This window comes from Serratia nevei (assembly GCF_024160145.1).
Taxonomy (GTDB): Bacteria; Pseudomonadota; Gammaproteobacteria; order Enterobacterales; family Enterobacteriaceae; genus Serratia; species Serratia nevei_A.
The window spans coordinates 37,574-52,104 of record NZ_JAMYWQ010000001.1 but is presented as its reverse complement, the minus strand read 5'-3'; the positions used below and the strand labels follow the sequence as shown (position 1 = coordinate 52,104).

Annotated in this window: 13 protein-coding genes; 8 read left to right on the top strand and 5 right to left on the bottom strand. The window is 57.2% G+C overall.

The genetic code is table 11. The annotated features are described in order from the left end of the window. Positions 1 to 28 precede the first annotated feature (28 nt). The 4 genes from M6G53_RS00230 to pntA form a co-directional block, all read right to left on the bottom strand. Complete coding sequence (locus M6G53_RS00230) at positions 29 to 928, bottom strand: alpha/beta hydrolase (RefSeq protein WP_253328228.1); 900 nt, start codon at positions 926 to 928, stop codon at positions 29 to 31. Positions 929 to 1,072: 144 nt separating this feature from the next. Beyond that, positions 1,073 to 1,855, bottom strand: a complete 783-nt coding sequence (locus tag M6G53_RS00225; protein ID WP_253328227.1) for an enoyl-ACP reductase FabI — start codon at positions 1,853 to 1,855, stop codon at positions 1,073 to 1,075. Between the two features lie 403 nt (positions 1,856 to 2,258). Then, positions 2,259 to 3,653, bottom strand: a complete 1,395-nt coding sequence (gene pntB, locus M6G53_RS00220) for a Re/Si-specific NAD(P)(+) transhydrogenase subunit beta (RefSeq protein ID WP_253328226.1) — start codon at positions 3,651 to 3,653, stop codon at positions 2,259 to 2,261. A 10-nt stretch (positions 3,654 to 3,663) separates the two neighbouring features. Beyond that, positions 3,664 to 5,193 (bottom strand): Re/Si-specific NAD(P)(+) transhydrogenase subunit alpha, encoded by a 1,530-nt coding sequence (gene pntA / locus M6G53_RS00215; protein ID WP_253328225.1) that lies wholly within the window; start codon positions 5,191 to 5,193, stop codon positions 3,664 to 3,666. A 537-nt stretch (positions 5,194 to 5,730) separates the two neighbouring features. On the opposite strand from pntA, the gene ydgH reads away from it, so the two are divergent. The 4 genes from ydgH to M6G53_RS00195 all read left to right on the top strand — a co-directional run bounded on the left by ydgH (position 5,731) and on the right by M6G53_RS00195 (position 9,453). Next, complete coding sequence (ydgH, locus tag M6G53_RS00210; RefSeq protein ID WP_253328224.1) at positions 5,731 to 6,681, top strand: DUF1471 family protein YdgH; 951 nt, start codon at positions 5,731 to 5,733, stop codon at positions 6,679 to 6,681. A gap of 244 nt (positions 6,682 to 6,925) precedes the next feature. Beyond that, positions 6,926 to 8,317, top strand: coding sequence for an amino acid permease (locus M6G53_RS00205; RefSeq protein ID WP_253328223.1), 1,392 nt, complete (start codon positions 6,926 to 6,928; stop codon positions 8,315 to 8,317). Positions 8,318 to 8,538: 221 nt separating this feature from the next. Beyond that, on the top strand, positions 8,539 to 9,024 hold the full coding sequence (locus M6G53_RS00200; protein ID WP_253328222.1) for a DUF2753 family protein: 486 nt from the start codon (positions 8,539 to 8,541) through the stop codon (positions 9,022 to 9,024). 54 nt (positions 9,025 to 9,078) lie between these two features. Then, positions 9,079 to 9,453 carry a pyridoxamine 5'-phosphate oxidase family protein gene (locus M6G53_RS00195; protein WP_253328221.1) on the top strand — a complete coding sequence of 125 codons (375 nt, stop codon included), beginning with the start codon at positions 9,079 to 9,081 and terminating at the stop codon, positions 9,451 to 9,453. Between the two features lie 91 nt (positions 9,454 to 9,544). Here M6G53_RS00195 and M6G53_RS00190 read toward each other — a convergent pair whose 3' ends face one another. After that, on the bottom strand, positions 9,545 to 9,955 hold the full coding sequence (locus M6G53_RS00190; protein WP_253328220.1) for a hypothetical protein: 411 nt from the start codon (positions 9,953 to 9,955) through the stop codon (positions 9,545 to 9,547). A gap of 184 nt (positions 9,956 to 10,139) precedes the next feature. Between M6G53_RS00190 and folM the strand changes: the two genes are divergently transcribed. The 4 genes from folM to M6G53_RS00170 all read left to right on the top strand — a co-directional run bounded on the left by folM (position 10,140) and on the right by M6G53_RS00170 (position 14,498). After that, the gene (folM, locus tag M6G53_RS00185; protein ID WP_253328219.1) at positions 10,140 to 10,862 is read left to right on the top strand and encodes a dihydromonapterin reductase; all 723 of its coding nucleotides are present in this window, start codon (positions 10,140 to 10,142) and stop codon (positions 10,860 to 10,862) included. A 75-nt stretch (positions 10,863 to 10,937) separates the two neighbouring features. After that, the gene (rstA, locus tag M6G53_RS00180; RefSeq protein ID WP_253328218.1) at positions 10,938 to 11,663 is read left to right on the top strand and encodes a two-component system response regulator RstA; all 726 of its coding nucleotides are present in this window, start codon (positions 10,938 to 10,940) and stop codon (positions 11,661 to 11,663) included. Further along, positions 11,660 to 12,964, top strand: a complete 1,305-nt coding sequence (gene rstB / locus M6G53_RS00175) for a two-component system sensor histidine kinase RstB (protein ID WP_253328217.1) — start codon at positions 11,660 to 11,662, stop codon at positions 12,962 to 12,964. Before rstA ends, rstB begins: the two co-directional genes overlap by 4 nt. Before the next feature lie 34 nt (positions 12,965 to 12,998). Then, positions 12,999 to 14,498 (top strand): carboxypeptidase M32, encoded by a 1,500-nt coding sequence (locus M6G53_RS00170; RefSeq protein ID WP_253328216.1) that lies wholly within the window; start codon positions 12,999 to 13,001, stop codon positions 14,496 to 14,498. The last annotated feature ends 33 nt before the right edge of the window (positions 14,499 to 14,531 follow it).

Sequence of the window (14,531 nt, the reverse complement as noted above, 5' to 3'; positions counted from 1 at the left end):
TCGCGGCATCGTGAGCGGTTTTTTCCTTTCACTTTAACAATGCATCGCAAAACGCCTGCATTGCCGCTGCGGAAGTGATGATTCGCCGGTGACCCAACCCCTGGGTTTCGATCAGCGTCGCGTTTGGCCAGGCATCGACCAGCATGTCACTTTCAATTTTATGAACATAATTATCGTTTGCATCATGAATGGCAACCAGAGGGATCTGTTGCTCGGCCACGCCGTGATAAGTGCTGTAATGGTCCCAGTCATCGGCATCAATGCGGTAGCGCCGTGTGATGACCCCTTCCAGGTGTTCATGCATTCTCTTTGATAGCTTCAACTGCATGGACACTTTCTCAAAGATGCCGTAAAAACTGGACGGTGAGCTTATCACTCCCAGACGATTGACCCTCAGCCCGGCTTTTACCGCATTTATCGCGGAAATGCCGCCGAAGCTGTAGCCAATAATGCTATCTATTCCGCCAAAAAACGCATGAAGCCGGGAAATGCACTCCATAAAGTCCAGCATGTCGGCTTCTACACCATCAGACTGCCCATGTGCTACCGCATCGAATGCCGCAACGCAAAATCCCTTGGCAACCAAGATATCGATCAGTTTGGCGAAATGTGAGGCTCTGGACTCCCATCCATGTACCAACAACACATCGGGTTTGACTCCGCCCCAAAGATAATATCGGCAACGAATGCCTGAACTGAGGGAGAATGTCTCCGTCGAATCCGCCGTTTCCAGGAAGCTGTCCTTGGGGTCATGCTTTTTCTTTTTAGGTCTGAAAATTAAACTCTCCATTTTCCCCTTGGTGTAACCGGGTGAAATAACCTCACCGACCTTAACTAAGCTTCTGAACAGCTTTAGCGTAAGATCGCCGCGAAACTCAGCTGAATCGGCATCGCGATATGACGCCGAGATCTTCTGTTGGTAGTGCATGGTGTTTAACTCATAAATAGGCAATATCCGAGGAGAAAGTGGGGGTTTCGTTGTTGCAACTACTCAATACCTTTATAAATTACATCAACTAATTTTTAAAAACCTCTAAATGCCAGAGGCTATATATTCTTATAACTATACATATCATCCAGAAAATGCTAATGCAGTCGTGCTGAAACCATTGTCGGCATACAATACCTGGGCAGTCATCGCTGAAGATAAATCGCTGGCCAGGAAAGCGGCAATATTGCCCACTTCCTCGATGGTAACGCAGCGCTTTAATGGCGCACTTGATTCAAATTGGTGCAATATCGTTTTAAAATTGGCAATTCCCGCCGCGGCCAAGGTACGAATGGGGCCGGCTGAAATTGCATTAACACGGATATCAAGCTTGCCAAGGCTTGCCGCCATAAAACGGACGTTGGCTTCTAATGACGCTTTAGCCAAGCCCATGACATTGTAATTAGGTATTGAACGCTCCGCCCCAAGATAGCTGAGCGTAATGAGCGATGAACCGGGATTAAGGAAAGGCTTGGCCGCCTTTGCCATCGCGGCAAAGCTGTAGGAACTGACATCGTGTGCAATCCGAAAGCCCTCACGCGTGACCGATTCCAAATAATCACCTTCCAGCTGATCGCCAGGCGCAAAGGCGATGGCATGCACAAACCCATCAAAAGTAGGCCAATGGCGTGAAAGGCTCTCGAATAATGTTTCAATTTGCGCATCTGAATTCACATCGCAGGGAAAAATCAATGACGAACCACAGCGTTCGGCGACTTTCTCAACACGCATTTTCAGTTTGTCATTCAGATAGGTGAAAGCGCACTCTGCCCCTTGTGCATACAGCGCTTCGGCAATGCCTGTCGCGATAGAGCGATCGCTGGCAACACCGGCAATCAAGAATTTTTTACCTGTCAAAAGACTCATTATTATTAACTCCGAAAACCCACAGATAATATCATTTCGAATAAATCAATCGCATAATAAACCTAAAGCGCTACCTTTCATTAACCGAACGTTAACACAGTAGCGCATGAGAAAAAATGAACATATTAGACCAGTTAATTTATTTTAATTGCACACCTTATTATTTCCCCTTCCCATTTCAAATAACTCCGCAATTGAAATTAAAATATAAATATTTAATATGCTAATGATTTATCATTAACTGAAAATCATATTCAAATTAAATCATTGCAATTCACAGAGATAAACATCCGCGAGGTGAAAATTATCTAATTTTCAATTAAATGCAATCGGCCCCAGGCAATTGCCCAGGGCCGATATCATGGTTTGCTGAAGAGACTTAACAGACTTTCTTTGGACGGCGTTATTCTTGCAAAGCCCGCAAAATCGCCTCCACGCTGTCTTTCGCGTCGCCGAACAGCATCTGGGTGTTCTCCTTGAAGAACAGCGGATTCTGCACGCCAGCGTAGCCAGTGTTCATTGAGCGTTTGAACGCGATCACGTTCTGCGCCTTCCACACTTCCAATACCGGCATGCCGGCGATCGGGCTGCGCGGATCTTCCAGCGCCGCCGGGTTCACCGTGTCGTTGGCGCCGATCACCAGCACGGTGTCGGTATCCGGGAAATCTTCGTTGATTTCATCCATCTCCAGCACCACGTCGTACGGCACCTTGGCCTCTGCCAGCAGCACGTTCATGTGGCCCGGCAAACGCCCCGCGACCGGGTGAATGCCGAAACGCACCTTCACGCCGCGCGCCCGCAGTTTCTCGGTGATTTCCGCCACCGGATATTGCGCCTGCGCCACCGCCATGCCGTAACCTGGGGTGATGATCACCGAGGTGGAGTTCTTCAACTGCTCGGCCACCTCTTCCGCCGTGGTTTCACGGTATTCGCCCATCTCTTCGGCATCGCCGGTGGACGAACCGTCACTGCCGAAACCGCCGGCGATCACGCTGATAAACGAGCGGTTCATTGCCTTGCACATAATGTAAGACAGGATGGCGCCCGAAGAGCCCACCAGCGCGCCGGTGACGATCAGCAGATCGTTGCTCAGCATGAAACCCGCCGCGGCCGCCGCCCACCCCGAGTAGGAGTTGAGCATCGACACCACCACCGGCATGTCGGCGCCGCCGATCGAGGCCACCAGATGCCAGCCGAACGCCAGTGCGATCGCCGTCATCAGCAGCAGCGTCACCACCTGCCAGCCCACGCTGTCGGTGCGCACGAACGCCACCAGCAGCAGGAACGAGATCACCAGCGCCGCCAGATTCAGCTTGTGGCGGTTCGGCAGCATCAGCGGCTTGGAAGAGATGATGCCGCGCAGCTTGCCGAAGGCGACGATCGAACCGGTGAAGGTTACCGCGCCGATAAAGATGCCGAGGAACACTTCGGTCAGATGGATGTTCGCCATCACCGGCTCCATCGGCGCGCCATGATCCAGGTAGCTGTTGAAACCGACCAGCACCGCCGCCAGGCCAACAAAGCTGTGCAGCACCGCCACCAGCTCCGGCATTTCGGTCATCTCGACCTTCCTGGCGAGATAAACGCCGATCGATCCGCCGATGATCATGGCGACGATGATCCAGCCGACGTTGCCGGAATCCGGCCCCAGAATGGTGGCTATCAGCGCGATCGCCATACCGGCGACGCCGAACAGGTTGCCCTGTTTCGACGTTTCATGGCGCGACAGGCCCGCCAGGCTGAAAATAAACAAAATAGCGGCAACAATGTATGCAGCTGTAACCAATCCTCCAGACATTTGCTACCCCTTAGTTCTTGCGAAACATCTTCAGCATGCGCTGAGTGACGGTGAACCCACCGAAAATATTGATGCTGGCGATCAGCACAGCGATAAAGGAGAGGAAACTCACCCAACCGCCATGACCGATCTGCAACAGCGCACCGACCACGATAATCCCTGAGATCGCGTTGGTAACCGACATCAACGGGGTATGCAGCGCATGGCTGACGTTCCAGACCACGTAGTAACCGACCACGCAGGCCAGCGCGAACACGGTAAAGTGCGACAGGAACTCTTTCGGCGCCACGTCCGCCAACCAGCCGAACAGCAGGATCGCCAGCGCCATCAGCCCGTACTTCAGCCACGGCGAGGTCGGTTTGGCTTCGAGTTTGGCGGCCGGTGCGGCGGCGGGCGCCGCTTTAGGCTGGGCGGAAACCTGGATCGGCGGCGCCGGCCAGGTGATCTCACCGCTGCGCACCACGGTGACGCCGCGGATCACCGTATCGTCGAAATCGATGTCGATCTCGCCGTTTTTCTCTTTCGACAGCAGCTTCAACAGGTTGACCAGGTTGGTGCCGTACAGCTGCGAAGACTGGGTCGGCAAGCGGCTCGGCAGGTCGGTATAGCCGATGATTTTCACGCCGTTGTCGGTCACGGTAATGGTGTCGGCCACCGTCAGTTCGCAGTTGCCGCCGGTTTGCGCCGCCAGATCGACGATCACGCTGCCCGGCTTCATCGAGGCCACCATCTCTCTGGTGATCAGCTTCGGTGCCGGTTTACCCGGGATCAGCGCAGTGGTGACGATGATATCGACCTCCGCCGCCTGCGCGGCGAACAGCGCCATCTCGGCCTTGATAAAGGCTTCGGACATGACTTTGGCGTAACCGTCGCCGCTGCCCGCTTCCTCTTCAAAGTCCAGCTCGAGGAATTCCGCGCCCATGCTCTGCACCTGCTCTTTCACTTCCGGGCGGGTGTCGAAGGCGCGCACGATGGCGCCGAGGCTGCCCGCGGCGCCGATCGCCGCCAGGCCGGCCACGCCGGCACCGATGATCATCACCTTGGCCGGCGGCACTTTGCCGGCGGCGGTGATCTGGCCGGTGAAGAAACGGCCGAACTCATGCGCCGCTTCGACGATCGCGCGGTAGCCGGCGATGTTGGCCATCGAGCTCAGCGCATCCATCGACTGGGCGCGCGAGATGCGCGGCACCGAATCCATCGCCAGCGCGGTGACGTTGCGCGCCGCCAGCTTGGCCATCAGTTCGGGGTTTTGCGCCGGCCAGATAAAGCTGACCAGCGTACTGCCTTCGCGCATCAAGGCGATCTCGTCGTCTTGCGGCGCGTTGACTTTCAGGATCAGATCCGACTGCCACACTTCGTTTTCGTCGACCAGCGCCGCGCCGGCGGCTTGGTAGGCGACGTCCTCAAAACTGGCCAGTTTGCCCGCCCCGCGTTCGATCGCGACGGTAAAACCCAGCTTCAGCAGTTGTTCCACCGTTTTCGGCGTGGCTGCGACCCGGGCTTCATTGGCCAACCGCTCTCTTGGTACACCAATACGCATAATGTTCCCTTCTCACCTGTCTTGGATGATGTTTATTATTTTCCTGCCCATAGTACGGCGCCGCCGGCGAGCAAGGCGTTAACTTGCCCGCACTGATTTCAAACGCCAACTATAACCTACTGAAAATAAGGTCGATGATCCATAATTGCTTACGCATTCAGCCCTGTTTTTACATAAAAACGCCGGGAGCGATATGACAAATCGCAATTTATAGTGAAAAAACCCATACAGAACAGCGCATTCTGCGTGACAAGAGGTTTACGCCCAGCGTAACGATTTATGGCCGCACGTGGTGAAAAAGCATAAAAGTTATCGTTTTGTGAATAATTAACATTAATGACACCAAAGCCGTTATTATGGAAACTTATGGCGGTGGCGCCATGCGTGCGACCCACGTCACCTTCGGCAATTTGTCGCACGGGATAACATAAAATGCTGAGACAGTTTTCAGAATTACATGTAATAATCGACGGCTGAATTACACTTAAACAGTTCAGTACGTTATAAACGTTAATGCGCTAGGCGAAAGGATTTTTTATGAAGCTGAAGACCACGATCATCGCGTCAGCCTTGTTATCACTCACCGCGCTGTCTGCTCATGCGGCGCAAGAGTTAACTCCTGAGAAAGCAGCGGCGCTGAAGCCGTTTGATCGCATCACGATTACCGGCCGCTTCAATGCCATCAATGAAGCCGTCGACGCCGTATCCCGCCGTGCAGACAAACTGGGTGCCGATTCCTTCTATATCCAGGACACCAACAACAGCAACAATGGCGGCAACTGGCGCGTCACCGCAGACCTTTATCATAAAGATGCGCCAGAAGTGAGCAAAACACCAAAATACCGCGTATTTAACGGCGTGAACGAACTGCCTAAAGATGAAGCCTATCTGCTGGAGCCTTACGATACCGTGAGCGTCAGCGGTTTCTACCGCAGCCAGCCGGACATCAACGACGCCATCTCCAAAGAAGCGAAGAAAAAAGGCGCCGCCTCGTTCTTTATCGTGCGCCAGGTTGACGCCAACTCCGGCGGCAACCAGTTCGTCACCGCCTACATCTATAAGGCCGATGCGCCGAAACGCCGCGTGCAGAGCCCGGATGCCATTCCGGCCGATTCTGACGCCGGCCGCGCCGCACTGGCCGCCGGTGGCGCCGCTGCCGCGAAAGTCGAAATTCCTGGCGTCGCGTCTTCCGGTTCGCCAAGCCGCGACGTGGGCCGCTTCTTCGAAACCCAGTCCTCTACCGGCCAGCGCTATACCGTCACGCTGCCTAACGGCACCAAGATTCAGGAAGTGAACAACGTGACCGCTGCGCAGATGGTGCCGTTCGATTCCGTCACCTTCACCGGCCACTTCAACAGCATGACCGACGTTTCCACCGAAGTGGCGAAACGCGCGGCCGAGAAAGGCGCCAAGTACTATCACGTCACCCGCCAGTGGCAGAACAAGAGCGGCGGCAACCTGACCGTCAGCGCCGATCTGTTCAAATAAACCCCGCTTTTCGGTTTACCATCGGGCAGCCCTTGAGCTGCCCGTTTTTATTGCCGTTATTTTCGCCATTCGTTGAATAGTTTTTTGTAAATTCCGCATATTCAATCATTGCATCTCTAATCATCCCTCCGTAAAATTTGCGCCAATTTTTAGGGCTATTGTCTATTCGCGCAGTGGTTGTTAATACATTGTTGCCGCCAAGCAGTTCCCTTCCAGTTGTTTATTCTGCGTTCAGGATCCGTCATTGGAAAAAAAACTCGGTCTTACCGCGCTAACCGCTTTGGTGCTCAGCTCGATGCTGGGCGCCGGCGTGTTCAGTCTGCCGCAAAACATGGCGCAGGTCGCCAGCCCCGCCGCGCTGCTGCTGGGCTGGGGGATCACCGGCGTCGGCATTCTGTTTTTGGCCTTCGCCATGCTGCTGCTTACGCGTTTGCGGCCGGATCTGGACGGCGGGATCTTCACCTACGCCAAGGAAGGATTTGGCGAGCTGGTGGGCTTCTGCTCCGCCTGGGGTTACTGGCTGTGCGCCGTGATCGCCAACGTCTCGTATCTGGTGATCGTGTTCGCGGCGCTGAGTATCTTCACCGATCGCGGCGGCAGCGTCATTCTCGGTGACGGCAATACCTGGCAAGCGCTGATTGCCGAATCCGCCCTGCTGTGGATCGTTCACGCGCTGGTGCTGCGCGGTGTGCAAACTGCCGCCAGCATCAATCTGGCGGCCACCCTTGCCAAGCTGCTGCCGCTGGGGATGTTCGCCGTTCTGGCGACGATTGCCTTTAAAATGGACGTGTTCACGCTGGATTTCAAGGGCATCGCCCTCGGCAAGCCGGTGTGGGAACAGGTCAAGGACACCATGCTGATCACCCTGTGGGTGTTTATCGGCGTGGAAGGCGCGGTGGTGGTTTCTGCCCGCGCCCGCAATAAGAAAGACGTGGGCCGCGCCACCATGCTGGCGGTGCTGTCGGCGCTGGCGGTGTATCTGATGGTCACGCTGCTGTCGCTGGGCGTGGTGCCGCGCAGCGAACTGGCCGAAATGCGCAACCCGTCGATGGCGGTGCTGATGGTGGAACTGATCGGCCCGTGGGGAGACGTGCTCATCGCCGCCGGCCTGATCATTTCCGTGTGCGGCGCCTACCTGAGCTGGACCATCATGGCGGCGGAAGTGCCGCTGCTGGCCGCGCAGCACGGTGCGTTTCCGCGCGTGTTCGGCAAGCAGAACCGCCATCACGCCCCGTCTTCATCGCTGTGGCTGACCAACATCGCGGTGCAGCTGGCGCTGGTGCTGATCTGGCTGACCGGCAGCAACTACAACTCGCTGTTGACCATCGCTTCAGAAATGATCCTGGTGCCTTACTTCCTGGTCGGCGCGTTTCTGTTTAAGGTGGCGTACCGCCGCCGCGACAAGCGCCTGATCTTCGCCGCGACCGGCGCCTGCGTCTATGGTTTGTGGCTGCTGTACGCTTCCGGGCTGATGCACCTGCTGATGTCGGTGCTGCTGTACGCACCAGGGCTGTTGGTGTTCATGTATGCCCGCCGCGGCCACCGGGATATCAATCTGCTGAACCGCTTGGAAAAAGGCAGCATCTTCTTGCTGCTGGTGGCGACGCTGCCTGCCGGCTGGGTTATGTTGCACTAACATCGCCAGTCAATGCGGCTGCCCGTCAGCCGCATTTCGTTTCCCCTTCTTTTCTCTTTGCCGCACTCCACGTTGTTGATCGGTCAATTGCTCCTCTTGCGATCTCAAATGCAATTAATTATCATTATCATTTATAGCATCACTGGCAGGACGTAGGTGAGGCCCCCGATGGGAAACATCAGGAGGTCTTGTTAAGACAGGCTGAAAATGGAAGGCATTTCATGGCTGAAAAACTGCTGCACGCACTCCCCCTGTTTGCCGCCTGGGAAGCGCTGATCGCCGAAGGCAACACGGCGTTCAATCAGCAACGCGATCGCCTGGCGATGACGCACTATCAGCAGGCGCTGGAAGTCGCTCAGGCGATCCTCGCCGAGAAACCCTGGTTAAATGCGGACTATACCGCCAGATTTGAAGCGCTGAATATTTTCGAATCCGCCCTTGCCGCGCTGATCGTCACGTTCAATAACCTGACCCATCTGCGCCTGCGGCAAAAGCCCCTGCGCGGCGTTGAGCCGCACGTGCATCAGGCCCGGCTCGCCATCGAGCAGGTGATGGACGATACCTCGCTGTGCGAACAGATGCAGCAGGTCGCCGAACGGCACCTGCTGCGTTTCCGAATAGAGACGCTGCAGGTGCTGCGCGAACACCGGCTGCCGGAAACCAGCCTTTGCGCGCCTGCTGCAAGCCATTCCGCTACCGTGCATTAACAACGACACCACGACCTGAGGGGGAATCTGCCAATGAATGAATTAAATGACGAAATGAAGAAAATGCTGGCCAAACAGCTGCCTGTGCAGGCAACCAGCAGCCGCAGCGGCGTGCCCGATATCGGCCCCAAGCGCTCGCTGCGCCTCTATGACGACCACACGCTGATTTACAACGAAAATACCGGTGGTCAGACGCTGCAAAACATCAGGGAAGGATCGAAAATGGCCGTCGTGGTCATCGATCGCGAGGCGCTGGACGGCTACCGCTTCATCGGTACCCCGGAACTGTTCCAGGCGGGCAAGCCGTTTGACGATGCGCTGACGTTTGCAGAAAAAAACGGGATGAAACCGCCGAAATACGCGGTGCTCATTCATATAGACAGTATTTATACCCTGCGCTCCGGCCCCCATGCCGGAACCCGGCTTTAGGGCCTACCGTTACGGGGCGCGGAATTTCACGTTCATGGTTAGGCCATCGCGCTGAGGCAATTGCCTAACCATGGACGGACGATGCATCCGATCAGCGTTTAGGGGGAATGGTGACGGTCATACGCTCGCCCACCAGGGCGATCGCGATGCCTTCCGCGCACTCTTTCTGAATGGCCGCCAGCTGTTGAGTCTCCAGCGCATAGGGCAGCTGAATATCAAACACCGTCAGGCCCTGTTGCTGCGCCAGGTCAATCAGGCGCACGATATTGGTTTCATCGCTGACCTGCGTTGACACCACCTGCAGCGCCAGCTCTTTCAACTGCTCTTTGCGCGTTTGTGACGTGGTCACGCGCGATTTCAACACCATGCCGAAGATCGGCATCACACCATAAATAGCATCAACAAAGCGCCAGTGCTTCCTGCACGATGCGGACAGAAAATCCATATAATCGAAACAGATTTTCTCACTGCGCGCGATGGATGCAAGGTGATTGCTGTTCATCCCCTCATTCCTCTCATGGCCAGTGTTAACCCGTGGTCTTTCAAGCCGCCGCCGGGCGACAACCTGAAATGCATTGGGGATCTTACATCCAGAAATGGATAATCATGCGAAGCTTTAACGACTTTCCGCCGTATGATGGCATAATTCCCCTATTGTTTGCCAGTCTGTCCAGGAGCTTTAATCAATGGAACATCACAACTCTGCCCCGGTGTTGATTACCGGCGGCGCGCGGCGCATCGGGCTGGCGCTCGCCAGGGCGTTTCTCCAGCGCGGCATGCCCGTCATCATCGCCTATCGCAGCGAATATCCGGCGATGACCGAGTTGAAAGCCTTGGGCGCTCGCTGCATTCAGGGCGACTTTTCCACGCACGAGGGCATCTACCGTTTCGCCGATCGGGTGCGGCAGGTAGCGCCCAAGCTGCGCGCGGTGATCCACAATGCCAGTGCCTGGCAGGCCGAGTCGCCGGAGGTGCCGCCGGAGCAGGTGATGGCGGCGATGCTGCAAATTCACGTCTACACCCCCTATTTGCTCAACCAGCTGCTTGAACCCTGCCTGACCGGCCAGGGCCAGGCCGGTGCCGATATTATCCACCTGACCGACTACGTGGTGGAAAAAGGCAGCGACAAACATATCGCCTACGCCGCCAGCAAGGCTGCGCTGGACAATATGACCCGATCGTTCGCCCGCAAGCTGGCGCCGGAGGTCAAGGTCAACGCCATCGCGCCGGCGCTGATCATCTTCAACGCCGGCGACGATGAAGCCTATCGGCAGCAGGCGCTGGCGAAATCGCTGATGAAGGTCGCGCCGGGCGAGAGCGAAGTGGTCAATCTGGTGAACTACCTGCTGGAGAGCCGCTATGTCACCGGCCGCTCTCACGGCGTCGACGGCGGGCGGCCACTGCGCTGACCCAAAGATCCGCATGGCGCATCTTCGCGGGCCGCGCTATGCTGAAATCCGCTTTTCTTATTAAAACACGGGCATATGCAAAAAATTGTTTTTGTGGAAGACGATCCTGAAGTCGGCAAACTGATCGCCGCCTACCTGGGCAAACACGACATCGAGGTACTGATCGAACCGCGCGGCGACACCGCGCAAGCGCGCATCGAGCGCGAGCAACCCGATCTGGTGCTGCTGGACATCATGCTGCCCGGCAAGGACGGCATGACGCTGTGCCGCGATCTGCGCCCCACTTTTCCCGGCCCGATCGTGCTGCTTACCTCGCTCGACAGCGACATGAACCATATCCTGTCGCTGGAGATGGGCGCCAACGACTATATCCTGAAAACCACGCCGCCAGCGGTGCTGCTGGCGCGTTTGCGTTTACATCTGCGTCAACACAGCCAGCAGCCGAAAGAAGAGTCGGTTCAGCCGCTCACCCAGCACAACGCGCTGCATTTCGGGCTATTGTGTATCGATCCGGTCAACCGGCAGGTCACGCTGGGCGAAGAAACGGTCACCCTGTCCACCTCGGATTTCGATTTGCTGTGGGAACTGGCGACCCACGCCGGGCAGATCATGGATCGCGAGGCATTGCTGCAAAACCTGCGCGGCGTGAGCTACGACGGTATGGATCGCAGCATCGACGTGGCGATCTCCCGCCTGCGCCGCAAGCTGTACGACAACGCGCTGGAGCCGTTCCGCATCAAGACCGTGCGCAACAAAGGTTATCTGTTCGCCCCTAACGCCTGGGCATCGGTGCAACAATGAGAAAACTTTTCGTTCAGTTCTTCCTGTTGCTGTTCGTCTGTTTCCTGGTGATGGCGATGCTGGTCGGCCTGGTGTACAAGGTGACCGCCGAGCGCGCCGGCCGCCAGTCGATGGACGATCTGATGAAAAGTTCGCTGTACCTGATGCGCAGCGAGCTGCGCGAGATCCCGCTGAAGGACTGGAACAAGACCATCGCCACGCTGGATCTCAACCTGTCGTTCAAGCTGCATATTGAGCCACTCGGCAAACAGGAGCTGAGCGAAGATTTGAAAAAACGGCTGCGCCTGGGGGAGATCATCGCCCTGGACGATCAGTACACCTTTATGCAGCGCATTCCACGCAGCCACTATGTGTTGGTGGTCGGCCCCATTCCGTATCTGTTCTATCTGCACCAGATGCGCCTGCTGGATCTGGTGTTGCTGGTATTCATCGGCATGTCGCTGGCGCTGCCGGTGTTTCTGTGGATGCGGCCGCACTGGCAAGACCTGCTCAAGCTGGAAAACGCCGCCCAGCGGCTCGGCGCCGGGCATCTGGATGAGCGCACTCACTTCGATCCCACTTCCAGTCTCAACCGGCTCGGCGTGGCGTTCAACCAGATGGCGGACAACGTCAACACCCTGATCGCCAGCAAGAAACAGCTGATCGACGGCATCGCCCACGAGCTGCGCACGCCGCTGGTGCGCCTGCGCTACCGGCTCGAGATGAGCGATAACCTGTCCGAAAGCGAACAGCAGGCGCTGAATCGCGATATCGGTCAGCTGGAGTCGCTGATCGACGAGCTGCTGACCTATGCCCGTCTGGACCGCCCGCAGGTTGCGTTAAACATTGAACCCATCGATCTGCCAAAGTGGCTCGAGGACAAGGTTGATGATATCCGCCTTATTCATCAGGAGCGCGACATCCAGCTCGATATCCCGCACGTCGGCGACTTCGGCGGCGTCGATCTGCGCCTGATGGAGCGCGTGCTCGACAACCTGGTCAACAACGCGCTGCGCTATTCCGAACAGCGCCTGCGCGTTGGCCTGTGGTTTGACGGCGACCTCGCCTGTTTACAGGTCGAGGATGACGGGCCGGGTATCCCGCCGGAAGAGCGCGAGCGGGTGTTTGAGCCTTTCGTCCGTCTCGATCCCAGCCGCGATCGCGCCACCGGCGGCTGCGGCCTGGGGCTGGCCATCGTCCATTCCATCGCCGTCGCCTACCAGGGACAGGTGTTCGTCGAAGGCAGTTCGCTCGGCGGCGCCAGCTTCCGTTTCTGCTGGCCGGTGAAGCCGACATTCAGTTTAAAAGCCGATCTGGCGTAATGCCGCCGGACCTTCTCATTGGAGCCGAATAATAATGACATCTGCACATTCCAACACGTCTGCTTACGATCACCTGCGCGCCCTGTTCAGCCGCCTGTCGCGTTTCGGCCACCTGTCCGCCATCGCCGGTTGGGACATGCAAACCATGATGCCGCCGGGCGGCAGCAAGGCGCGCTCCGAAGCGCTGGCCGAACTGAGCGTGCTGCAACACCAGATTTTAACGGCACAAAGCACCGGCGCGCTGTTGGATCGCGCGCAGCAAGAGACGCTGGACGAACTCGATCGCGCCAACCTGCACGAAATGCGCCGCCAATATGAAGACGCCGTGCTGCTGCCGGCCTCGCTGGTCGAAGCCAAATCGCTCGCCGGCGCGCGCTGCGAACACGCCTGGCGCGCCCAGCGCCCGGCCAACGACTGGGACGGCTTCGCCGAAAATCTGCGCGAGGTGGTCAAGCTCAGCCGGGAAGAGGCGCAGATCCGCGCGCAGGCGGCCGGCACCAGCCGTTACGACGCCTTACTTAATCTGTATGAACCGGGCATGCGCAGCAGCGATCTCGACCGCATCTTCGGCGATCTGAAAACCTGGCTGCCGGATCTGCTGCAGCGCGTGGTGGCCAAACAGGCCAATGAGCCTTGCCAGACGCCGCAGGGCCCGTTCAATGTGGACACCCAGCGCCAGCTGAGCCTCAGCGTGATGAAGCTGCTCGGATTCAACTTCGACAACGGCCGCGTCGACGTCAGCGCCCACCCGTTCTGTGGCGGCGTGCCGGAAGATGTGCGCATCACCACCCGTTACAACGAGAAAGAGTTTCTCACCGCGCTGCTCGGCATCGTGCATGAGACCGGGCACGCCCGTTACGAGCAGAATCTGCCGCGCGATCTGCTCGGTCAGCCGGTCGCTCTGGCCCGTTCCACCGCTATCCACGAATCGCAGAGCCTGCTGTTCGAAATGCAGCTGGCGCGCGGCAATGAATTCCTGAAAATCTTGCGTCCGCTGGTCACCGCGCAATTCGGCGAACAGCCGGCGCTGGAAGAAGCCAACTTCATTCGCCTCAACCAACGCGTTAAACCGGGCCTGATCCGCGTCGACGCCGACGAGGTGAGCTATCCTGCTCACGTCATCCTGCGCTATGAAATTGAAAAAGCGCTGATCGAAGGCGATATCGAAGTGGAAGACATTCCGGCGCTGTGGAATGAGAAGATGCACGCCTACCTGGGCCTCGACACCATCGGCAACTACCGCAACGGCTGCATGCAGGATATCCACTGGACCGACGGCGCCTTCGGCTACTTCCCGACGTATACGCTCGGCGCGATGTACGCCGCGCAGCTGTTCCACAGCGTGCGTCAGGCGCTGCCTTCGCTGAGCGAGGATATCGCCGCCGGTAATCTGCAACCGTTGTTCCACTGGTTGCAGCACAACATCTGGCGCCACGGCAGCCGTTTCCCGACCGAGACGCTGATCGCCAACGCGACCGGCGAAGCGCTCAACCCATGCTACTTCCGTCAGCATTTGGAAAACCGCTACCTGTAATTTCCCCTGGCGCGGCCCCGGCCGCGCCCTTTT